Below are 20,889 nucleotides of genomic sequence, written 5' to 3' on the forward strand. Positions count from 1 at the left end.
GGCTGATGCTGCTCGACGGGCACTCGATGGCCTACCGGGCCTTCTACGCCCTGCCCGTGGAGAACTTCAACACCGCCACCGGGCAGCCCACCAACGCGGTCTACGGCTTCGCCTCGATGCTCGCCAACACCGTCCGGGACGAGGCGCCCACCCACCTCGCCGTCGCCTTCGACCTCTCCCGGCAGACCTTCCGCTCCGTCGAGTTCCCCGACTACAAGGCCAACCGCGCCAAGACTCCGGACGAGTTCCGCAGCCAGGTCGGCCTGATCGGCGAACTGCTCGACGCCATGAACATCCCCCGGCTCACCGTCGAGGGCTTCGAGGCCGACGACATCATCGCCACCCTGGCCACCGCCGCCGAGGCGGCCGGTTACGACGTCGACATCGTCACCGGCGACCGCGACTCGCTCCAGCTGGTCACCGACCGCGTCACCGTGCTCTACCCCACCAAGGGCGTCTCCGAGCTCACCCGCTTCACCCCGGAGAAGGTGGCCGAGAAGTACGGCGTCACCCCGCGCCAGTACCCCGACCTCGCGGCCCTGCGCGGCGACCCGTCCGACAACCTGCCCGGCATCCCCGGCGTCGGCGAGAAGACCGCCGCCAAGTGGGTCAACCAGTTCGGCTCCTTCGACGAACTCGTCTCCCGCGCCGACGAGGTGAAGGGCAAGATCGGCGAGAAGCTGCGCGACAACCTCGACTCGGTCAAGCGCAACCGGGTGCTCACCGAGCTGGTCCGCGACGTCGAACTCCCGCTGGGCGTCGCCGACCTGGCCCGCCAGCCCTTCGACAAGGCCGCCGTCGGCACCCTGATGGAGTCGCTGGAGTTCCGCAACGCCAACTTCCGCGACCGCGTCTACGGCATCGACCCGGCCGTCGGCGAGGAGGAGGCCGCCGAACTCGCCCCCGGCGTCGAGGTCGACGGCGAACTGCTCACCGACCCGGGCACGCTGGCCGGCTGGCTGCGCGAGCACGCCTGTGACGGCAAGACCGCCGTCGCCCTGGCCGCCGTCTACCAGTGGGCGCTCGGCACCGGCGAGGTCACCGAAGTCGCCCTCGCCGCAGGGGAGTCGGCCGCCTGGTTCGACCCGGCGCTGCTCGCCGAGGAGGACGAGCGGGCCTTCGCCGCCTGGCTCGCCGACCCGGCCGCCCCCAAGGCCCTGCACATCGCCAAGCAGGTCATGCGGGCCTTCGCCGAGCGCGGCTGGACCATCGCCGGGGTCGTCGCCGACACCGCGCTCGCCGCCTACCTGGAGAAGCCCGGCCGCCGCACCTTCACGCTGGAGGTGCTCGCCGAGGAGTACCTGGCCCGCTCGCTCACCCCGGCCCCCGCCGCCGAGAGCGGCCAACTCGCCTTCGACGCACCGGAGGAGGACCCGGCCGCGCACGCCCAGGCGCTGATGCTCCAGGCCCGCGCCGTACTCGACCTCGCCGCGCTCTTCGACACTCGCCTCGCCGAGGTCGGCGCCGTCGAGCTGATGCGCGACATGGAACTGCCCATCGCAGCCCTGCTCGCCCGCATGGAGCGCTACGGCATCGCCGCCGACCGCGAATGGCTCACCCGGCTGGAGTCGCAGTTCGCCGCCGAGATCCAGCGCTGCGTCGAGGAGGCGCACGCCGCCGCCGGGCGCGAGTTCAACCTCGGCTCGCCCAAGCAGCTCCAGGAGATCCTCTTCGGCGAACTCGCCCTCCCGAAGACCAAGAAGATCAAGACCGGCTACACCACCGACGCCGACGCGCTCACCTGGCTCGCCACCCAGACCGACAACGAGCTGCCGGTCATCCTGCTGCGCCACCGCGACCAGGCCAAGCTGCGCACCACCGTCGAGGGCCTGCTCAAGACGGTCTCGCCCAAGGGCCGGATCCACACCACCTTCAACCAGATGGTCGCCGCCACCGGCCGGCTCTCCTCGCAGGACCCGAACCTGCAGAACATCCCGGTCCGCACCGAGGAGGGCCGCGCGATCCGCCGGGCCTTCATCGTCGGCGAGGGCTACGAGTCGCTGCTCACCGCCGACTACTCGCAGATCGAACTGCGGATCATGGCGCACCTGTCCGAGGACGAGGCGCTGATCGAGGCCTTCGCCTCCGGCGAGGACCTGCACACCACCGTCGCCTCCCAGGTCTTCGAGGTCCCCGGCGCCGCAGTCGACGCCGAGATGCGCCGCAAGATCAAGGCGATGTCCTACGGCCTGGCGTACGGCCTGTCCGCGTACGGGCTCTCGCAGCAGCTCGGCATCAAGCCGGCCGAGGCCCAGGGCCTGATGGACACCTACTTCGAGCGCTTCGGCGGCGTGCGCGACTACCTGCACCGGGTCGTCGAGGAGGCCCGCGCGACCGGCTACACCGAGACCCTGCTCGGCCGTCGCCGCTACCTGCCGGACCTCAACAGCGACAACCGCCAGCGCCGTGAGATGGCCGAGCGGATGGCCCTCAACGCCCCGATCCAGGGCTCGGCCGCCGACATCGTCAAGATCGCCATGCTCCGGGTGGACGAGGCCCTGCGCGCCGCCGGACTCACCAGCCGGATGCTGCTCCAGGTCCACGACGAAATCGTCCTGGAGCTGGCCCCGGGCGAGCGCGCGCAGGTCGAGGCCGTCGTCCGCGAGCAGATGGCCGGCGCCTACCCGCTGCGCGCCCCGCTGGACGTCTCCGTCGGCATCGGCGCCAACTGGGAGGCCGCCGCGCACTGACGCGGCGCCGCTGACGGGCCCGGACACGTGGAGTGTCCGGGCCCGCCGCTACGATCTGGCCGTTCGTCGCGCAGGGGGCGCGGCGGTGGGCCGGGGGGAGTGGCGATGGCTGAGACGGACGAAGGCGCGGCGGTGGGGCGGAGGTTCCTGCAGGCCCGGCTGGTGGTCCCGGCCGCGCTGGTGGCGCTGCTGTTGGTGGGTGGGTCGGTGTGGGCGCTGTCCGGCGGGGGCGGGGCGGCGGCGCCGGCAGGGGCGGGTACGCCGAGCGCGGCGGTGAGTCCGACGGCGGGGGTGGTGCCGACGGCGACCGTTAGTGCGACGGCGACGTCGACGCCGACCGAGGTGCCGTCGTCGCCGAGCCCGTCCGCGACGGCGGAACCGGTCCCGGTGCCCGGGGAGCCCGCGGCGGACTCAACGGAGAGCAGCCCCCCGATGGCGCGCCGGAAGCCTGGCGCGAAGGGCGCGGACGCCCCTGCGGCCCCTTCCGCCAAGTCGCAGGGCGCCGCTGCGGCCGGGAAGCCCAAGGCCCCGGCCGCGCCGGCCGGGCAGGACCCGCACGACATCGCCCCGGTGCCCTGCACCAACTGCCGGACCGAGCCGCGACCCGGCTCGGGCGACTGCTACCCACGCGGCGCCGGGCAGGTCATGGTCTGCGGCTCGGTGCAGACCGGTATCCCGGTCCCGCGCCGCCCGGACCCGACGTTCACGCCGGGTTCCGCGCACTGACGCAGGGACTTCGACGGGCCCCGGGCTTCGGCGTGCGAGGCGGGTCCGCAGCAGGTGGCGAAGGGGTGGGGTTGCGTGGTGGACAGTGGTTCGGCCTTGGTGACGGAGGCCCGGGAGCGGCTGCGGTCGGGGGCCGCGCCGGGCGTGGTCTGCGGGGAGTTGGCCGCGCGGGTGCCGCGATGGGCGGACGCCGCGTCCGCCGTCGGGCTGGCGCTGGGGATCGAGGAGACGGAGCTGCGACGGCGGTTGGGCAGTGAGCCGGAGCTGGCGTCTGAGTCCCGGCCGGGTGAGGAGGAGCTGTACGGCGAAGTCCTGGAGACGATCGGGGTGTTCGACGTCCCGAAGCGCCTCGACGACCGGGAGCAGGTGATCGCCGGGCATCTGCGGGCGGCGTTGCGCGCCCAGGGCGGCCTCGGGAGTGGCCACTACCTCAACCTCCAGCGCCGGTTCGTCAAGGGCGAGTTGGCGCAGGTCTTCCGGTCGCTCGCGCGGTCCGGTCCGCGGACCGGCCGTGGGCGGCCGGCGGAGTTCTGGGCGGCCCTGATCGCCGCCGGTGAACTCCTGGATCCGGCGGACGGCGACGAGCGCGGAACGGTGGCTGAGGCGCTCGACGAGTGCCGGCAGCGGCTGGCGGACTGAGCCGACCGCGTCGACTCAGCGAGCGGGTCGCGGCGCACGGAGGCCACCCGCTCGACATCTTCGACGCGCTCGCCGAATGCTTCGCGGCACCGGACTACCCGGGCTGCGTCGCGATCACAGTCGCGGGGCTGGGAGACCGCGAAGAGGATGCACTGGACGAGGGACTGTGCGGTGAGGGCGTCCTCGGCCCCGCGCGGTGTGCTCTCCCACTCCTCGGCGAGGGGGTCGGGGTTGTCGAAGTCGGGCGGGTAGAGGGAGATCACCCGAACTCCCTGGGGCCGCAGGCGCTTGGAGAGGATATCGACGAACCCTGCCTGGGCGCTCTTCGCCGCGTAGAAGGCGTCGTGCGCGTCCGAGCGGTGATGCCCCGCCGTTCCGCAGGCGGAGACCATGGTCACCACGTCCGGCTTGGCCGAGTTGAGCAGGAATGGGAGGAAGTTCTTCACGGTCAGGACGGTGCCGGTGGCGCCGGAGGCGATGGTGTCGACGACGTCCTCATCGGAGGCGGAGAGGAGGTCCGGGCCTTCGAGGTAGCGGGAGCCGTTGTTGATCAACACGTCGACGTGGTCGGTGTGCCGGCCGACTTCGGCGGCGAAGCCGCGGATCGAGGCGGGGTCCGTCAGGTCGCAGGCGAAGGCGTGGACGCGCTGGTGCCCGCGGGCGCGAATCTCGTCCCGGACCCGCTCCGCGGCGGCGAGGGTGCGCGCGGAGAGGAAGACCTCGGCGCCGAGGTCCGCGAGACGTATGGCCAGGGTGCGCCCGAAGTCCCGGCCGGCGGCGGTGATGACCACTCGGTGGTCGTCGAATCTCATGTCGGTACTTCTGGTCGGTGGATCGGGCGGCACGCCGCCGATGACGTGTCACTCGAGGGGTTGGCTAACGTCTGTCCAGCAGCCCGCGTTCGAGAGCCACGACCACTGCGTGGGTGCGGTCGCTGACGTCGAGCTTGGCGAAGACCCGCAGCAGATGGGTCTTCACCGTGGCCTCCGCGATGACCAGCCGCCGGCCGATCTCCACGTTGGACAGCCCGTCGGCGACCGCGCGCAGCACGTCCACCTCCCGCGTGGTCAGAGCCACCGGCGCGGGCTGCCGCATGCGGGCGACCAGCCGCTCCGCGACCCTCGGGGCCAGGACGGTCTCGCCGCGGGACGCGGATCGGATGGCGTCGACGAGCTGGTCGCGCGTGGTGTCCTTGAGCAGGTAGCCGATCGCGCCGGCTTCGACTGCACGTTCTATCTCCGCGTCGGTGTCGTACGTGGTCAGGATCAGCACCCGGGTGCCCGGGTGGCGTCTGACGATCTCGGCGGTGGCACTCGCCCCGTCGAGGACCGGCATCCGCAGGTCGATCAGTGCCACGTCCGGCTTCAGGAGCTCGACGAGTTCGACGGCCGCGCGGCCGTCGCCGCCCTCGCCGACGATGTCGATGGTGGGTTCCGAGGCCAGCAGGGCGACGACTCCGGCGCGCATGACCGTGTGGTCGTCGACCACGATGATGCGGAGTCCGGCCGGTTCTGTTCGAGCTGTCATGTCGTCATACCTGACTGGTCGTGGGAATCGCTGCGAGGATACGGGTGCCCTCGCCGAGCGAGCTGGTGACGGTGAGTTCGCCACCGAGTTCGGCGAGGCGGTTGCGCATGCCGTTGAGTCCGAAGCCGTGGGAGTGCTCCACCACGAAGCCCCTGCCGTCGTCGGTGATTTCCAGTTCGACGCCGTACGGGGACGGAGTGAGGACGATCTCCACCGTGGAGGCGGCCGCGTGTTTGCGGACGTTGGCCAGGGACTCCTGGGTGCAGCGCAGGAGCGCGATCCGGGTCGGCTGGTCGCACTCGACGTCCGGTAGGTCCGCGGTGACGGTGAGCCCGGTGTCCTCGGCGAACCGGTCCAGGGTCCGACGCAGGGTCCCGGCGATCGAGCCGAGGGCGGAACCGCTCTGCGGGGCGGAGCCGACGAGCACTCGCGCCTCGGCGAAGTTCTCGCGTGCGGTGTTCTCGATCGAGAGCAGTTGCCGGGAGGTCCTGCCGGGGTCGGTGTCGAGGCCGGCGCGGGCCGCCTCCGCCAGCACGATGATGGAGGCGAAGCCCTGGGCGAGGGTGTCGTGGATCTCCCGCGCGAGCCGCTCACGCTCCTGCGTGGCGCCTTGGAGCCGGTGGGCCTCGGCCAGGCGCTGTTGGGCGCTCGCCAGTTCGGCGGCGAGGTGGCGGGCGCGCTCGTCGCTCTGCTCGACGATCCGGACCACCCCCAGTCCGAGCAGCACGCCCGCCGTGTAGCCGATCAGGGTGAAGACGATGTTGCCGGTGGAGAAGTCCTCCATGTGCCGGCTCTGGTGCCGGACGATGCCGGCGACGGTGGCCGCGGCGGCGGCGCCGCTGTAGGCGATCGAGTGCCGCGGGCTCCTGGCGAAGAGCCAGAACTGGGGGAGCGACACGATGAACAGTGCGGCGCCGTCGCCACGCAGGAGGGACAGCGCGCCCAGGGCGAGGGCGAGTACGCCCAGGAAGGCGTGGGGCCGCAGCACGGGATTGCGGGGGAAGGCCGCCACGGTCGCGTAGCCGAGGGCGATCAGTGCGAGCAGCGCCAACGACCAGTACCTCGTCGCCCTGCCGTGGTTCAGCTCGGAGATGACCGGGGGACACGCGCCCAGGAGCACCCAGGAGACTGCGTACCACCGGCGGAGGATCCATATGCGGAACCGGTCGCCCGGCTGCGGCCGTTGAATCATGATCGTCAGCCTATGTCCTGCGGCACTCCGGGACGGGGGGCGGCGGCATGCGCCCGTCGTGCTGGACGGGCCGGGCGAAGCGGCCACCATGCCCGCTCGCCGAGGAGCAGCAGGAGCGACGGCAGGACCATGAGCCGGATGACGACGGCGTCCAGCAGCACGGCCACCGCCAGGCAGAACCCCATCTGCTTCATCTCGGTGAGGTGCAGCGCGACGAAGGCACCGAACACCGTCACCATCACGATGGCCGCGCTGGTCACCACCTTGGCCGACCGGCTGATGCCGTCCAGTACCGCCTCGCGGGCCGACATCCCGTTGCGCATGGCTTCCTGTATCCGGCTGACCACGAACACCTGGTAGTCCATCGACAGGCCGAAGAGGATCACGAAGAGGAACAGCGGTACCCGGGACGCGATGGCACCGAGGGAGTGGAAGGCCAGGAGGTCCTGGGCCCACGTCCCCTGGAAGAACACGACCAGCAGGCCGAGCGAGGCCCCGGCGGACAGCAGGTTGAGAGCGACGCCGATCAGGCCGATGACGACGGAGCGGAACGCCCACACGGTCATCACGAAGGTCGCCAGTAGCAGGAACCCGATGACCAGCGGCAGTTTGCCGTTCTCGTGGTCCACGTAGTCGCGGCCTCGGGCCACGTCACCGGTCACTGCCGTCTCCACGCCGGGCAGCCTGCCGGCGGTGGCGGGCAGGTACTCCTTGCGGATGTGGTCGAGTGACGCGATCGCCTCGGGGGAGGGCGCGGGGAACGGGACGGCCAGCTCCAGCACACTGACCCGGCCGTCGGGCGAGGTGCGCACCGTCGGCTCGGCGTCCCCGGCGAACAGCGGGTCGGCCTGTGCCCGTCGGCCGAGGTCCGCCAGGGCGTGCTGCACCTCGGCCGCTCGGTCCGGTGTGGAGCGGGCGACGACCACGTGATTCACCAGCAGTTCCGGGAAGGCCGCGTTCAGCCGGTCGTAGGCCTGCATGGCCGGGATGTCGCGGGAGAAGGTGTCCTTGCCCGGGTCGACGAGCTTGAGGCCGAGCGCGGGTGCCGCCAGGGCGAGCATGACCAGCACCGACACGCACAGCGTGCGGGCGGGGTGCCGTCGCGCGGGCCTCAGCAGGGCACCGAACACCCGGCCCGTCTCGGCCTCGGCCCGCTTCGTGCGGACCGGCTTGCCGCGGGCCGCACGCAGCTCGGTGTGGTGGCCGATCTTCACCAGGAGCGCGGGAAGCGCGGTCAGGGAGCTGGCCACGGCGACCGCCACGACCAGGATCGTGCCCGTCGCCAGCGAGGAGAAGATGACGTCCGTGGCCAGGTACAGGGTCGCGGTGGAGACGATCACGGCGAGACCGGAGACCACGATGGCCCGGCCCGCGGTCGCCGCCGCCAGCTCCACCAGGGCCTCGGAACTGAGCCGCCCCCCGGCGCGGGCCCGTTCCTCGCGTTCGCGCTTGAGGTAGAAGAGCGTGTAGTCGACGCCCACCGCCAGGCCGATGAGCAGGATCATGTTGGTCCCGACACCGGGGTCGGGCAGGACATGGGACGCGATCATCGACAGCCCCAGGGCGGCGGTGATCGAGGACAGCGCGAGCAGCAGCGGCACACCGGCCATGACCACCGATCCGAAGACGATCAGCAGGGTGACGAGCGTGACCGGCAGGGTGATGCGCTCGGAGAGCGCGAGGTCCTTCCCGCGCTGGTCGTTGACGCCCTTGCTGATGGAGGGCGAGCCGGTCTCCTCCACGACGAGGTTCGGGTGGGCATCGCGGACCTTCGCCGTCTGGGCGAGGAGCGGCACGACGTTCTTCTTCCCGTCCAGCTCGGGACCGTTGAGGACCACCGCGACCCTGACGACCTGGCCGTCCCTGGAGCGGACCGGGGCTGCCACGCTGTCCACCTCGGGGAGCTTCCGCATCCGGTCGGTGAGGTCCTGCGCCGCCGAAGCGGCGGCGGCGGTGTCCAGCGGCCCGGACCTGGCGTGGATGATGATCTGCTCGGTCGGCCGCTGCTGCAGGCCGCCCGCGCTCGCCATCGCCTCGGCCCGCCCCGCCTCACCGACCCGGTAGTCCTCGGTGGTGGCCTGGTGGGAGCCGACCGCGATGCCGGTGCCGAGGCAGAGGATGACGAACGCGAACCAGCCGGCGACCGCGCGCCACGCGTGCCGGGCGCTCCATCGGGCTATCCGCACAGGGAGTTGACTCATACCCGAGATCCTGGTCGGCCGGGGGCCGAACCCGACACGCCCGGCCGGTTGAACCTGCCGTCCACCAGTCGGTGGACGGCGCGCGGGGCGGAGCCGTCGGAAGCGAGGGGCTGAGCTGGGAGAACGTCGATCGGGGCGGTGCGCGGGAGGGGCCGGTCGCCGGACGGATCCCTCGTCCAACTGCCTTGAACAGCACGGCGCTTCTGCTCTGGAATGCCCGTACCCCATCTCCGACCAGCGTGACCACCACCCCACCGCGAGTAGTGCTGCACAGGAAGTCGGAGGGGCCGACTTCCTGTGCATGGTGCCGGTGGGGCGGCGGCGCCTCAGTGGATGAGGAGTGCCTTGACACCGGAGAGGATCGGGACGAGCTGGTACCGCCCGTCGCCGGGGCCGCAGACGGCGGCGGGGACGGGGGCGGCGGCAGGTGCCGGGCCGGCCAGTGCGGTGATGGACAGCGCGGCGGCAGCGAGCGCGGCGGAGCGCGGGGCGAGGCGCATGGGGTTCTCCGTGGTGGGGGCAGGCTGCTCCGAATGAGTGGCTGTTGCACGGGAGGTTTCCCGGGGCCTCGGAGGACCCGGGTCGCTGACCTCGCAACCTGCCCCGAAACGACCGGGCGCCGCGCGGGCCGGGTCGCGCGAACGGCTGTACCGCCGACACTCCAGGGATGGCCGCGGGTTCGCCGGTGTCGGCTTCGGAGCCCGGACGGGGGCCGGCGAGTGGTTCTGGCGGGGGTGAGAGTGCCGGGGGACGAAAACGCGTGTCCGAGCGGAGGGCCCGGATGCCACACTGCGCGCCATGACCTCACCTGAGCTGAGCGACCTGGACTACCTCCGGGAGATCGAGCGTCTCGCCCACCGCGTCACGGTCGAGGCCTCCAACGAGGACTGGCTCTCGTTCGCGCCGGATCCGGATGACGCGACACCGCTGCAGCGCAGCGTCAACGCTCTCGCCCGCGTCGTGCGGAGCTACCACTTCCAGGGCGACGGCTGCGTGGAGGAGGACCGCCCGTTGGTCAGGCTCGTCGGTGCGACCGTGTTGAAGCCCGGGGCCATGCCGGCAGGAATGGCCGAGGACTTCGAGGAAGCGTGCGCGCGTCTCGGTGTCGAGGCCCGGCCGGAGGGATGGGCGCTGTGGAACACCTGGGACGAAGGGAACCACCAGGTGACCATGGTGGTGTCCGCCGTCGAGACCACTCAGGGTCTCTTCGAGAACTGGTCACGGGGGCGGGCCCTCGACCCGGTGATGCCGCTGCCCTCCCAGGTCGCCCTGGTCCGCCGTGGCTGGATCGGCCCGATGACGTTCTCACCGCGTGGTGTCACCCGGACGGGCCGTGGCGGGCAGCCGCTGTCCTGAGGGCTCCTGTGGGGTTCGGGCGGGCCGACTTCCTGTGCTTACGGGGTGGTGGCGCGGGCTGCTGCTCGGGTGCGGCAGTGGGTGAGGGCGGGCTTGATGCGAGTGTCGGGGGAGGGGGTGGTGGAGAGGAGTTCGCCGGCGGTGACGAGGGTGGTCCAGTAGGTGGTGGGGTCGCCGGTGCGGGGAAGGGGGTGGGCGGCGGCGAGGGAGAGGTAGGCGGCGGTGAGGTTGCCGGTGGTGAACCAGCGGGCGAGGCCGTGCTGGTGGCCGGCGCGGATGCCGCCCATGGCGTCGATGGCGGTGAGGAAGAGGTCGACGATGGCGAGGTCGTGGGCGTCGAGGATCTTGGGGACGTCGAAGACGCCGAGGGCTTCGAGGAGTTCGCCGGTGTCGGCCTCGGAGTCGGGGCGGGGGTTGGCGAGGAGGGCGTCGTAGCAGTCGTTGAGGCGGCGGGTGGCCTCGGCGGCCGGGATCGCGAGGGCCGCGCAGACGGCGCGGGCCGAGCGCAGGGGTTCGCGGGTCCGGCGGGCGAGGGAGGCATAGGCCTCGGCGGGGGTGGAGCCGGTGTCGAACAGGTGGCGGGCGGTGAGGGCGAGTCGCATGGGGTTCCTGTTCAGGCGACGGCGAGGACGGCGACGGGGGCGGGGGCGATGAGGGCCCAGACGAACTTTCCGATCCCGCCCGCTCGGGGGCAGCAACCCCAGCGCGCGGCAAGCTCGTTGACGAGGAAGAGGCCGCGCCCGTGCTCGTCGTCGGGGGAGGTGGGGCGGAGGGAGGGGCGACCGTTGCCCGCGTCGTGGACCTCGATGCGGAGCAGGCCGTTGGTGAGGGCGAAGCGGATCTCGATGAGGCGGTCGGCCGGCGCGTCGGAGTGCTGGACGGCGTTGGCGAACAGCTCGCCGAGGAGGAGTTCGGCGACGTCGGTGTAGCGGTCGCCGGAGGGGAGGGCGGCGAGGTAGGCGCGGAGGAGGTGGCGCGCGAGGGGCGTCGAGTCCGGGCGGGAGTCGAGGCGCGCGGCGAACGTGCGGGGGCGGCGGGAAACGAGCATGGGGGTACCTCGGAGGGGGATAGGGGGCGTGCGAAGGGAGCGCGCTGTCACGCTATGCACGCAAAAGATCGCGTTCCGGTATCAATGATCGGCCGTTGGGGCTACGGTGACGACCAAATCGGGGTGCGGAGATCCGCAGCACCTGAGGGGAGTTGGGATGTCACATCGGCGACTGGAGAACGGGCTCACATCCAGCCCGACGGTGATGTTCGGTGAAGCGCTCCGCTTCGCGCGCGAGCAGGCCGGCCTCAAGCAGGAGGACTTGGCCAGACGGCTGCACTGCCACCGAACGGTGATTACCCGGTATGAGGGCGGCAAGCGGCCCATGGATCGGGACACGGTGGAGAGGGCCGACGAATTGCTCGCCATGGGGGGCCTGTTGGTGCGCCTGTGGGAGCGGGTGGACTGGCATGCGGATATCGAGCACCCGGACTGGTTCCAGAAGTACGTCGAACTGGAAGAGGAAGCTGTGGCGGCCCGGGTGCTCCAGTACATGCGGATCAATGGTTTGCTGCAAAGCGAGGAGTACGCCTACGAGATCTTCCGCCTCGGCGATGCCCGGAACAACCCGCAGTGGCTTGCCGAAAGGGTGGCGGCTCGGCTGAGTCGGCAGGACCGCTTCCTTGCCGATGATGGACCGTCAATGATCGTGATCCTCCACGAGAGCGCGATCCGAAGCGTTATCGGCGGGCCAGGCGTCATGAGAAGGCAGATGGAGCACCTTCTCTCTGTGGGAGAGCGGACGAACGTGGTCATTCAGGTGGCACCGTTCGCGTTCAGGGCCCGGAAGTTGCCGAGCACGTCCGTGGTGCTGCTTGAGATGCCAGATGGGAAGGAGTGGGTCTACTCGGAGAGCCTGTACCGAGGGCACTTCAGCGACGCCCCTGCGGTCGTGCAGGAGAGCCGCCGGGACTTCGATCTCGTTCGAGGAGCTGTACTCTCGATGGACGACTCCCACGCCCTTATCGCCGAAGCGATGGAGGAATATCGATATGCAGAACGCCGAGCTGAGCGGGGCGTTGTGGCGGAAGAGCAGCTACAGCGGGGACAACGCGGGCGAGTGCATCGAGGTGGCCCCCGGATTCCCTGGCCTCGTCCCCGTGCGTGACTCCAAGGACCCCAACGGCCCTGCGCTCGTCTTCCCGGCGGATGCATGGCAGTCGTTCGTGACTGCCGTCCGCTCCTGCGAGTTCGGCGACGTCTGACGCGTCTGGACTGCCCGAGACCCCACTACTCGCGGATGAGTAGTGGGTCTTCTGCTGCTACTTCCGGGTGTTGGTGCGGCGAGTGGGTGCGGCCGTGGTGGGGTCTTCTGGCCAGGGGTGGCGGGGGTAGCGACCCCTCAGATCGGCGCGGACGGCGTGGTAGCCGTTGCGCCAGAAGGACGCCAGATCACCGGTGACGGCGGCGGGGCGGCCGGCGGGGGAGAGGAGGTGGATGGTGAGTGGGATTCTCCCGGCGGCCACGGTGGGGGTGGTGGTCCAGCCGAAGAGTTCTTGCAACTTGACGGCCAGGACTGGGCGTTCGGTGGTGTAGTCGACGCGGATTTTCGAGCCGCTGGGGACGGTGATGCGCTCGGGGGCGAGTTCGTCCAGGCGGCCCGCCTCGCCGGTGGCCCAAGGCAGCAAGCGTTGCAGCGCCGCCGTGGTGTCGATCCTCGCGAGGTCGGCGCGACGGCGGGCGCGGGAGAGTTCGGGCTCCAGCCACTCGTCGGCGCGTTCGAGGAGCGCGGCGTCGGAGACGTCCGGCCAGGGGGCGCCGATCGTGGCGTACAGGAAGGCGAGGCGTTCGCGTAGGCCGGGGGAGGGCCAGGTCAGCAGGGTACTGACGCCCTCGCGGGTGAGGCCTTCGAGCAGGGCGGCGCGGACGAGCAAAGGGTCGGGGCGGTCGAGGGGCTTCTCGGCGAGTTCGATGGCGCCGAGGGAGTCGACCTGGCGGGAGACGACTTCACCTCGCCGGGTGTCCCAGTGGACTTCCTCGCGGGTGGTGAGCAGCGGGGCAGCGGCCTGAAGGGCGGTGTCCTCGTCCAGCGCCGCAGCGTGCAGGATGCGGGCGGAGTGCGAGCTCGCCGGGCGGTCGGCGACTGCGACGGCGAGCCAGGGGAGGGCGCCGAGCCGGGTGTCGGGGGCGAGTTCGGCAGCCGTGCCGGAGGCCATCAGGTACGGGCTGCGCTCGCCGGGGGCGGGCCGCTCGACCCGGGCGCGGGCGATGCGTTCGGGGAAGGCGAGGGCGACGACGAGGCCGACAGCGGTGGCGTCGGGGAGCTGGGTGGCGGGTTCGTCGGAGGCGGCGCGCAGGAGGCGGCGGACTTCGTCGCGCCAGCGGCCGGCGTAGGGGTCGTTGCTGGAGCGGACCAGACGCCAGACCGCGCCGAGGTCGTCGCCGAGGGCGCGTGGCGGTTCCTCGGAGAGCAGAGCGACGACTTCCGCTGCCCGGCGGGCGCCGACGGCCGGGGCGCCGTCGACCAGGGCGCGCGCGAGCCGGGGGTGCAGGCCGGTACGGGCGAGGCGGACGCCGCGCGGCGTCGCCCGGCCGTCGGGGTCGACGGCGCCGAGGGCCTGGAGGGTCTGCCGGGCGGCGGCCATCGCCCCGGCGGGCGGGGCGTCGGGCAGGGCGAGGCCGGTGGCGTCCGGGTCGCCCCAGCAGGCGGCCTGGAGAGCAAACGAAGTGAGGTCGGCGAGGGCGATCTCGGGGGTGGGGAAGCGGGCGGCGCGGGCGTCCTCGGCCTCGTGCCAGCAGCGGTAGACGATGCCGGGAGCCTCGCGCCCTGCTCGCCCGGCGCGTTGGCGGGCGGCGGCGAGCGAGGCGCGGACGGTGACCAGTCCGGCGAGGCCGCGGGCGTGGTCGGTGCGGGGTTCGCGGGCGAGTCCGGCGTCGACCACGACCCGGACGCCGGGCACGGTGAGGGAGGACTCGGCGACAGCGGTGGCGAGCACGACCCGCCGCGAAGAGGACGGGGTGAGGGCGGCGTCCTGGACGGACTGTGGGGCGCGGCCGTGCAGTTGGAGGACGTCCACTGGCGAGACGTCCAACTGCCCGGCGACGCGGGCGATTTCGCCGACGCCGGGGAGGAAGCAGAGGACGTCGCCGTCGCGCTCGGCGAGTGCCCGGCGGATCACGGCGGCGACGTGGTCGAGCAGCGCCGGGTCGACCCGGGTGCCGTGCGCGGGCCGGACGGCGCGCGGTGGCGGCGCCCACACGACGCCGACCGGGTGGGACACCCCGTGCGCCTCCACCACCGGTGCGCCGCCGAGGAGTTCGGCCCAGGCCGCGGTGTCGGAGGTGGCCGAGGCGCAGACCAGCCGCAGTTCGGGCCGCAGCGCGGCGCGGACGTCCAGCAGGAAGGCGAGCGCCGTGTCGGCGTCCAGGTGCCGTTCGTGGCACTCGTCCAGGACGACGACGTCGACCCCGGGCAGCTCCTGGTCGCGCTGCAGCCGTTGCAGCAGCACGCCGGTGGTGACCACCTCGACGACGGTCTCCGGGCCGATGCGACGCTCGCCGCGCACGGTGTAGCCGACCCGGCCGCCGACGGTCTCGCCGAGCAGCCAGGCCATCCGCCGGGCGGCGGCCCGGACGGCGAGTCGGCGCGGTTCGGCGACCAGCACGCGCCGCACCGGGCGGCCGTCTGAGAGCAGTCCGGCCAGGGCGAGCGGTACCAGCGTCGTCTTGCCGGTGCCGGGCGGGGCGGCGAGGACGGCGGTGCCGTGCTCCTCCAGTGCGTCGTGCAGGGCGGGCAGGGCGGTGCGGACGGGCAGGTCGCGCCAGGCCGGGTGCAACAGGCTCAGCCCCGCTCGGTGACGAAGATCGCCGTGCCCGGGATCAGCCGTCCGCGCAGCGGGGACCAGCCGCCCCACTCCTGTTCCAGGTCGGCCGGCCACTCCGGCTCGACCAGGTCGATCAACCGGAAGCCGGCGCCGACGAGTTCGCGGACCCGGTCGCCCAGGGTGCGGTGGTGCTCGACGTAGGTGGCGCGGCCCTGCTCGTCCTGCTCGACGTACGGGGTGCGGTCGAAGTAGGAGGACATCGCGGTGAGGCCCTCGACGCCGGGCTCGTCCGGGAAGGCCCAGCGGATCGGGTGCGTCACCGAGAACACCCAGCGCCCGCCGGGCCGCAGCACCCGGTGCACCTCGCGCATCAGCCGGTCGGTGTCGGCGCTGAACGGTACGGCGCCGTAGGCGGAGCAGGCGAGGTCGAAGGAGGCGTCGGCGAAGGGCAGGACGGCGGCGTCGGCCTGGACGACCGGGACGGGCTCGGCGCCGCGGCCGAGGTCGATCCGGCGGGAGTGCTGGAGCTGGCGGTAGGAGATGTCCAGGGCGACCGGGCGGGCTCCCCAGGCGGCCAGCCAGCGGGAGCACTGGGCGGCGCCGGCGCCGATCTCCAGCACGTCCTTGCCCGAGACCTCGCCGAGCAGTCGGGCGTCGGCCTCGTCCAGGCCTTCGGGGCACCAGGTGAAGCGGTCGTCGCCGAGGAACTCGCCGTGCTCGTCCTGGTACTCGTCGGCGTTGCGGTCCCACCAGTGCCGGCTGGCCCGGCTGCTCTCCCCGACGCCGGCCGAGCGCCGCACCGCGTCGTCGCCGTCCTCCTCCTCGGCCCCTGTGGGGGAGGTGTCAAGATCGTGCAGGTTCGACTGGGGGGTGGTGGCCACGGTGACAATGCCCATCGCGTAGGGTATGAAATGCGGAAGCGCCGCTGCCGCGAACCGGCCCCGTGCAGGGTCCGGATCCTGGCGGTGGCATCCGGGGAAGGGCCCCTTCGAGCGCCACCGCGAGGTGCGCAATCGGAGGATATGGCCTGATCCATACCGGGCTCCACCGTCTTGCCTCTCTTGGCGTTGACCGTGCCTGGCCGTCCCCGTATGCTACAAGTTGCGCTGCGGGCCTGCGCGCCTCGGACGGAGCAGGTCGCGCTCGCATCTGTCGAAGACCCCACGGTCGCAAGACGGACGCCGGTTCTCGTTGGACGAGATCTCCCGGTGTGCCGTGTTCTTGGCTGTCCGGCTTTCGGTGGGAGCGATACGGGCCCTCCGCGTGGCATTACCTACGACTTTCATGTCCGTACCGGAGCCCTTTTCCTAATGACGAGCCCCACCGACTCCTCGCTCAGCACCACCCCGCAGGTCGCGGTCAACGACATCGGCGACGCGGAGGCCTTCCTCGCCGCCATCGACGAGACCATCAAGTACTTCAACGATGGCGACATCGTCGAGGGCGTCATCGTGAAGGTCGACCGTGACGAGGTCCTCCTCGACATCGGTTACAAGACCGAGGGCGTCATCCCGTCCCGCGAGCTCTCGATCAAGCACGACGTTGACCCGCACGAGGTCGTCGCCGTCGGTGACAACATCGAGGCCCTGGTTCTCCAGAAGGAGGACAAGGAGGGTCGTCTCATCCTGTCCAAGAAGCGCGCTCAGTACGAGCGTGCCTGGGGCACGATCGAGAAGATCAAGGAAGAGGACGGCATCGTCACCGGTACCGTCATCGAGGTCGTCAAGGGTGGTCTCATCCTCGACATCGGCCTCCGCGGCTTCCTCCCGGCCTCGCTTGTCGAGATGCGTCGCGTCCGCGACCTCCAGCCCTACGTGGGCAAGGAGCTCGAGGCCAAGATCATCGAGCTGGACAAGAACCGCAACAACGTGGTCCTGTCCCGCCGTGCCTGGCTGGAGCAGACCCAGAGCGAGGTCCGCCAGACCTTCCTCACCACCCTGCAGAAGGGCCAGGTGCGCTCCGGCGTCGTCTCCTCGATCGTCAACTTCGGTGCCTTCGTGGACCTGGGTGGCGTCGACGGCCTGGTGCACGTCTCCGAGCTGTCCTGGAAGCACATCGACCACCCGTCCGAGGTCGTCGAGGTCGGCCAGGAGGTCACCGTCGAGGTTCTCGACGTTGACATGGACCGCGAGCGCGTCTCCCTGTCGCTGAAGGCGACCCAGGAGGACCCGTGGCAGCAGTTCGCCCGTACCCACCAGATCGGCCAGGTCGTTCCGGGTAAGGTCACCAAGCTGGTTCCGTTCGGTGCGTTCGTCCGCGTGGACGAGGGCATCGAGGGTCTGGTCCACATCTCCGAGCTGGCCGAGCGCCACGTCGAGATCCCGGAGCAGGTCGTCCAGGTCGGCGACGAGATCTTCGTCAAGGTCATCGACATCGACCTCGAGCGCCGTCGCATCAGCCTGTCGCTGAAGCAGGCCAACGAGGCCCTGGGTGCCAACCCGGCCGAGGTCGAGTTCGACCCGACCCTGTACGGCATGGCCGCCTCCTACGACGACCAGGGCAACTACATCTACCCGGAGGGCTTCGACCCCGAGGCGAACGACTGGCTGCCCGGCTTCGAGAAGCAGCGTGAGGAGTGGGAGCGCCAGTACGCCGAGGCGCAGGCCCGCTTCGAGCAGCACCAGGCCCAGGTCATCAAGAGCCGCGAGGCCGACGCCGAGGCCGCTGCCGAGGGTGGCGACGCCGTCGCCGCCGCTGCCGGTGGCTCCTACTCGTCCAGCAGCGACGAGGGCTCCGGCGCCCTGGCCTCCGACGAGGCCCTGGCCGCCCTGCGCGAGAAGCTGGCCGGTGGCCAGAGCTGAGGCTCTCACCCCCGCTAGCTGACAGCTAGGCAACGGGCCCCACCCGGATTTCCGGGTGGGGCCCGTTGGTTTTTCCGCGCCTGTTCGCCTGTTCGCCCGTCCATCTCTTCGCCGGCGTTTTTCGGCGACTGTTCACCGGCCCTTCGTTTTCCGCTTTGACTTATGTGTGGTTTATGTGAAGAGAAGTGTGAGATGAGGCTCATTGCCCTGCTATAGGTCGGAGTTCTGGTTGCACCTACATTGAGTGGAGCTGCCCGAAAGGCTCCTTCATGCGCAACCGCTCCTCCGCCCCCACCGCAGTGGTCGGCGGCCGGCTCGCCGCGATCGGCCGGTTCTGTTTCCGTCACCGCCGCTGGGTCCTCGGCCTCTGGGCCGTCGTCCTGGTCGTCGGGGTCCTGATCGGGGGACGGGTCTTCGAGGGCTCGGTGGCGGGAGCCTCCTCCGCCACCGCCGAAGCGGACCGGGGCAGCGCCGTGGTCGCCGCGGCCGATCCGGTCAAGGGCACCGTGACCGCGGTGGTGGACGGCAAACCGGTCGGTGACCCGGCCGTGCGTGCCGCCGTCGAGAAGGCCGTCACCGAGATCGCCGCCCTGCCCGGGGTCTCCTCCGCGCAGGACGCCTACGGCTCCGGCCCGGCCCACGCCGTGCTGCGCGCCGCCGACGGGACGGCGAGCCTGGTCACCGTACGGATGGCCGCCACCTCGACCTCCGCGCAGACCGACGCCGTCACCCACCGGCTGGCCGTGCTGAACGGCGCCGGCGGGGCGCACGTGACCGTCGGCGGGGACCTGGTGCTCCAGCAGGAGGTCAAGAAGCAGACCGAGAGCGACACCCGCTTCGGCGAGATGGTGACCCTGCCGCTCACCCTGGTCGTCATGGTGCTGGTCTTCGGCGGTCTGGCCGCCGCCTCACTGCCGGTGATCGGCGCCATCGCCTCGATCGGCGGGGCGCTGCTGGCCATGTTCGGGTTCAGCCAGATCATGGACATCGACACCAGCGTGCTGCCGATCGCCACCGTGCTGGGGCTCGGGCTCTCGATCGACTACGCCCTGCTGATGGTGAACCGTTTCCGCGAGGAACGCGGCCACGGCGCGGGCATCGCCGCCGCCGTCGAGCGCACCGCCGCGACCGCCGGACGCACCGTGGCCTTCTCCGGACTGACCGTCGCCGTCGCGCTGTCCGGCCTGTTTGTCTTCACCAGCCCGGTGCTCGGCGCGGTCGCCGCGGCCGGGGTGAGCGTGGTGGTGATCGCGGTCGCGGCCGCGCTGACCCTGGTTCCCGCGCTGCTCGGCTTCGCCGGCTCCCGGATCAAGGCGCCCGCCGCGCCCGTGCCGGACGAGGGCTTCTTCAGCCGGACCGTTCGCCGGGTCCGCAAGCGGGCGGTGCTCGTCGCGCTCGCCTGCGTGGCGCTGCTGATGGCGGCCGGGGCGCCGTTCCTCCACGCCGAGATGCGCAGCTCCGGCGCCGCCGTGCTGCCCGCCTCCTCGGCCGGGCGGCAGGTCGCCGAGACCGTCGACCACCGCTTCCCGCAGGTCGCGGCCGCGCCGATCACCGTGGTGGTCGAGGGCGGCGCGCACGTCGCCCAGGCGTACGCGGACGACGTGGTCGCCAAGCTCCCCGGGGTGAGCGGGGTGCGGGCGGTGACCCCGGTCGGCGACAAGGTGGCCACCGTGGACGTCCTGGTGCACGGCGACCCGCAGGGCGACACGGCCAAGCAGGTGGTGGACGAGCTCCGGGCCGACCGGGGCGGGCTGAAGACCTATGTGACCGGCGGCGCGGCCTCGGTGGTGGACTTCAAGGACGAGCTGCTGTCGCGCGGGCCGTGGGCGCTGGGCCTGGTCGCGGCCGGGACGCTGGTGCTGCTGTTCCTGATGACCGGCTCGCTGGTGATGCCGGTCAAGGCGCTGCTGATGAACCTGCTCTCGCTGGGTGCCTCGCTCGGCGCGCTGACCCTGGTGTTCCAGGACGGGTGGCTCAGCGGGCTGCTCGGCTTCAGCCCGACCGGCGGGCTGGAGACCTTCATCCCGGTGCTGGTCTTCGCCTTCGCCTTCGGGCTGTCGATGGACTACGAGGTGTTCCTGCTCGCCCGGATCAAGGAGCTGCACCAGCGCGGGCACAGCTGTACCCGGGCGGTGGAGCTGGGCGTCCAGCGCAGTGGTCGGATCATCACCTCGGCGGCGTTGCTGATGGTGATCGTCTTCGCGGGCTTCGCGGCCGGGGACATGCTCATGGTCAAGCAGATGGGCATCGCGCTGGCGGTGGCGGTCGCGGTGGACGCCACCCTGGTGCGCTGCCTGCTGGTACCCGCCGCGATGAGCCTGTTCGGCGAGTTCAACTGGTGGGCGCCGGCCCCGCTGAAGCGGCTGCACAAGCGCTTCGGGCTGAGCGAGCACGTCGAGCTGCCCTCGCTGGAGCAGTCGGCGGTCCAGGCGCAGCGGCCGGAGCTGGTGGGCTCAGCTCAGGCGGTGTAGCAGCTCGACGCTCGCGCGCAGCTGGGCCCGTTCCTCGGCGGTGAGGCGGGACTCGATGGCGGTCGCGATGTGGTGCTCGCGCCGGGCCCGCTGGTCGAGCAGGGCGGTGCGGCCGGCCTCGGTCGCGGCGATCAGCTGCTTGCGGCCGTCGGTGGGGTGGGGCTGCTGGGCGACCAGCCCGGCCTCGCTCATCAGGGCGACGGTGCGGGCCATCGACTGGTGGCGCACGCGCCGGCGTTCGGCGAGTTCGGCGACGGTGTAGGAGCGTTCGTCGCGGACCAGCAGGCCGAGGACGGCTGCCTGGTTCGGCGGCAGTTCGTCGCTGTCGCGCAGGGAGCGGACCAGGCTGCCGAGGGCGGTGCGCAGGTCGGCGGCGAGTTCCAGGGTGTCCGGGTGCGGTGCTTCGCGAGGCATGGGAGCAGTCTATCCGGAATCTCTGCAGCAAAACTGTACAGTCATGCTGTATGGTTTCGG

At 71.6% G+C, this 20,889-nt stretch carries 16 protein-coding genes and 1 pseudogene; 7 read left to right on the top strand and 10 right to left on the bottom strand.

What is annotated here, in order from left to right; genetic code table 11:
• The first annotated feature begins 5 nt into the window (after positions 1–5).
• Both polA and ACZ3UD_RS01200 read left to right on the top strand, forming a co-directional pair.
• A complete protein-coding gene (polA, locus tag ACZ3UD_RS01195) occupies positions 6–2,690 on the top strand; it encodes a DNA polymerase I (protein ID WP_465581371.1) in 2,685 nt (894 codons plus the stop codon).
• A 105-nt stretch (positions 2,691–2,795) separates the two neighbouring features.
• Entirely contained in the window at positions 2,796–3,416 is a 621-nt protein-coding gene (locus ACZ3UD_RS01200; protein WP_465580906.1) for a hypothetical protein, read from the top strand.
• A gap of 755 nt (positions 3,417–4,171) precedes the next feature.
• Here the strand turns inward: ACZ3UD_RS01200 and ACZ3UD_RS01205 are convergent.
• The 5 genes and pseudogenes from ACZ3UD_RS01205 to ACZ3UD_RS01225 all read right to left on the bottom strand — a co-directional run.
• Positions 4,172–4,867 (bottom strand): annotated as a pseudogene (locus tag ACZ3UD_RS01205) (SDR family oxidoreductase); the annotation flags it as partial.
• A gap of 64 nt (positions 4,868–4,931) precedes the next feature.
• Complete coding sequence (locus ACZ3UD_RS01210; RefSeq protein WP_465580908.1) at positions 4,932–5,582, bottom strand: response regulator; 651 nt, start codon at positions 5,580–5,582, stop codon at positions 4,932–4,934.
• 4 nt (positions 5,583–5,586) lie between these two features.
• Positions 5,587–6,774, bottom strand: a complete 1,188-nt coding sequence (locus ACZ3UD_RS01215) for a sensor histidine kinase (RefSeq protein ID WP_465580910.1) — start codon at positions 6,772–6,774, stop codon at positions 5,587–5,589.
• A gap of 5 nt (positions 6,775–6,779) precedes the next feature.
• Positions 6,780–8,975 (bottom strand): MMPL family transporter, encoded by a 2,196-nt coding sequence (locus ACZ3UD_RS01220; RefSeq protein WP_465580913.1) that lies wholly within the window; start codon positions 8,973–8,975, stop codon positions 6,780–6,782.
• A 326-nt stretch (positions 8,976–9,301) separates the two neighbouring features.
• A complete protein-coding gene (locus ACZ3UD_RS01225; protein ID WP_465580915.1) occupies positions 9,302–9,475 on the bottom strand; it encodes a hypothetical protein in 174 nt (57 codons plus the stop codon).
• Positions 9,476–9,773: 298 nt separating this feature from the next.
• On the opposite strand from ACZ3UD_RS01225, the gene ACZ3UD_RS01230 reads away from it, so the two are divergent.
• Complete coding sequence (locus ACZ3UD_RS01230) at positions 9,774–10,331, top strand: hypothetical protein (RefSeq protein WP_465580917.1); 558 nt, start codon at positions 9,774–9,776, stop codon at positions 10,329–10,331.
• A 38-nt stretch (positions 10,332–10,369) separates the two neighbouring features.
• On the opposite strand, the gene ACZ3UD_RS01235 is transcribed toward ACZ3UD_RS01230, so the two are convergent.
• Together ACZ3UD_RS01235 and ACZ3UD_RS01240 are read right to left on the bottom strand one after the other, a co-directional pair.
• Entirely contained in the window at positions 10,370–10,933 is a 564-nt protein-coding gene (locus tag ACZ3UD_RS01235; protein ID WP_465580919.1) for a hypothetical protein, read from the bottom strand.
• A gap of 11 nt (positions 10,934–10,944) precedes the next feature.
• Entirely contained in the window at positions 10,945–11,379 is a 435-nt protein-coding gene (locus tag ACZ3UD_RS01240; protein WP_465580921.1) for an ATP-binding protein, read from the bottom strand.
• A 157-nt stretch (positions 11,380–11,536) separates the two neighbouring features.
• Between ACZ3UD_RS01240 and ACZ3UD_RS01245 the strand changes: the two genes are divergently transcribed.
• Both ACZ3UD_RS01245 and ACZ3UD_RS01250 read left to right on the top strand, forming a co-directional pair.
• A complete protein-coding gene (locus ACZ3UD_RS01245; RefSeq protein WP_465580923.1) occupies positions 11,537–12,487 on the top strand; it encodes a helix-turn-helix domain-containing protein in 951 nt (316 codons plus the stop codon).
• Positions 12,450–12,584 carry a DUF397 domain-containing protein gene (locus ACZ3UD_RS01250; protein WP_465580925.1) on the top strand — a complete coding sequence of 45 codons (135 nt, stop codon included), beginning with the start codon at positions 12,450–12,452 and terminating at the stop codon, positions 12,582–12,584. The genes ACZ3UD_RS01245 and ACZ3UD_RS01250 overlap by 38 nt, the downstream gene beginning before the upstream one ends.
• A gap of 57 nt (positions 12,585–12,641) precedes the next feature.
• Here the strand turns inward: ACZ3UD_RS01250 and hrpB are convergent, their stop codons facing one another.
• The gene (hrpB, locus tag ACZ3UD_RS01255) at positions 12,642–15,155 is read right to left on the bottom strand and encodes an ATP-dependent helicase HrpB (protein WP_465580927.1); all 2,514 of its coding nucleotides are present in this window, start codon (positions 15,153–15,155) and stop codon (positions 12,642–12,644) included.
• A 5-nt stretch (positions 15,156–15,160) separates the two neighbouring features.
• Positions 15,161–16,039, bottom strand: coding sequence for a class I SAM-dependent methyltransferase (locus ACZ3UD_RS01260; RefSeq protein WP_465580929.1), 879 nt, complete (start codon positions 16,037–16,039; stop codon positions 15,161–15,163).
• 414 nt (positions 16,040–16,453) lie between these two features.
• Here ACZ3UD_RS01260 and rpsA point away from each other — a divergent pair, with 414 nt between their 5' ends.
• On the top strand, positions 16,454–17,944 hold the full coding sequence (rpsA, locus tag ACZ3UD_RS01265; RefSeq protein WP_218202410.1) for a 30S ribosomal protein S1: 1,491 nt from the start codon (positions 16,454–16,456) through the stop codon (positions 17,942–17,944).
• 269 nt (positions 17,945–18,213) lie between these two features.
• Positions 18,214–20,415, top strand: coding sequence for an MMPL family transporter (locus tag ACZ3UD_RS01270; RefSeq protein WP_465580932.1), 2,202 nt, complete (start codon positions 18,214–18,216; stop codon positions 20,413–20,415).
• On the opposite strand, the gene ACZ3UD_RS01275 is transcribed toward ACZ3UD_RS01270, so the two are convergent.
• Positions 20,398–20,829, bottom strand: coding sequence for a MarR family winged helix-turn-helix transcriptional regulator (locus ACZ3UD_RS01275; protein WP_387617976.1), 432 nt, complete (start codon positions 20,827–20,829; stop codon positions 20,398–20,400). The genes ACZ3UD_RS01270 and ACZ3UD_RS01275 overlap by 18 nt on opposite strands.
• Between the last annotated feature and the right edge of the window lie 60 nt (positions 20,830–20,889).

This window comes from Kitasatospora sp. NPDC023118, from assembly GCF_055560875.1.

What these genes read in the sequence shown, in the direction of transcription:
- polA (WP_465581371.1), top strand. Translation starts at nt 6, where the DNA reads ATGCTGCTCGACGGGCACTCGATGGCCTACCGGGCCTTCTACGCCCTG.
- ACZ3UD_RS01200 (WP_465580906.1), top strand. Translation starts at nt 2,796, where the DNA reads ATGGCTGAGACGGACGAAGGCGCGGCGGTGGGGCGGAGGTTCCTGCAG.
- ACZ3UD_RS01210 (WP_465580908.1), bottom strand. Translation starts at nt 5,582, where the DNA reads ATGACAGCTCGAACAGAACCGGCCGGACTCCGCATCATCGTGGTCGAC.
- ACZ3UD_RS01215 (WP_465580910.1), bottom strand. Translation starts at nt 6,774, where the DNA reads ATGATTCAACGGCCGCAGCCGGGCGACCGGTTCCGCATATGGATCCTC.
- ACZ3UD_RS01220 (WP_465580913.1), bottom strand. Translation starts at nt 8,975, where the DNA reads ATGAGTCAACTCCCTGTGCGGATAGCCCGATGGAGCGCCCGGCACGCG.
- ACZ3UD_RS01225 (WP_465580915.1), bottom strand. Translation starts at nt 9,475, where the DNA reads ATGCGCCTCGCCCCGCGCTCCGCCGCGCTCGCTGCCGCCGCGCTGTCC.
- ACZ3UD_RS01230 (WP_465580917.1), top strand. Translation starts at nt 9,774, where the DNA reads ATGACCTCACCTGAGCTGAGCGACCTGGACTACCTCCGGGAGATCGAG.
- ACZ3UD_RS01235 (WP_465580919.1), bottom strand. Translation starts at nt 10,933, where the DNA reads ATGCGACTCGCCCTCACCGCCCGCCACCTGTTCGACACCGGCTCCACC.
- ACZ3UD_RS01240 (WP_465580921.1), bottom strand. Translation starts at nt 11,379, where the DNA reads ATGCTCGTTTCCCGCCGCCCCCGCACGTTCGCCGCGCGCCTCGACTCC.
- ACZ3UD_RS01245 (WP_465580923.1), top strand. Translation starts at nt 11,537, where the DNA reads ATGTCACATCGGCGACTGGAGAACGGGCTCACATCCAGCCCGACGGTG.
- ACZ3UD_RS01260 (WP_465580929.1), bottom strand. Translation starts at nt 16,039, where the DNA reads ATGGGCATTGTCACCGTGGCCACCACCCCCCAGTCGAACCTGCACGAT.
- rpsA (WP_218202410.1), top strand. Translation starts at nt 16,454, where the DNA reads ATGACGAGCCCCACCGACTCCTCGCTCAGCACCACCCCGCAGGTCGCG.
- ACZ3UD_RS01270 (WP_465580932.1), top strand. Translation starts at nt 18,214, where the DNA reads ATGCGCAACCGCTCCTCCGCCCCCACCGCAGTGGTCGGCGGCCGGCTC.
- ACZ3UD_RS01275 (WP_387617976.1), bottom strand. Translation starts at nt 20,829, where the DNA reads ATGCCTCGCGAAGCACCGCACCCGGACACCCTGGAACTCGCCGCCGAC.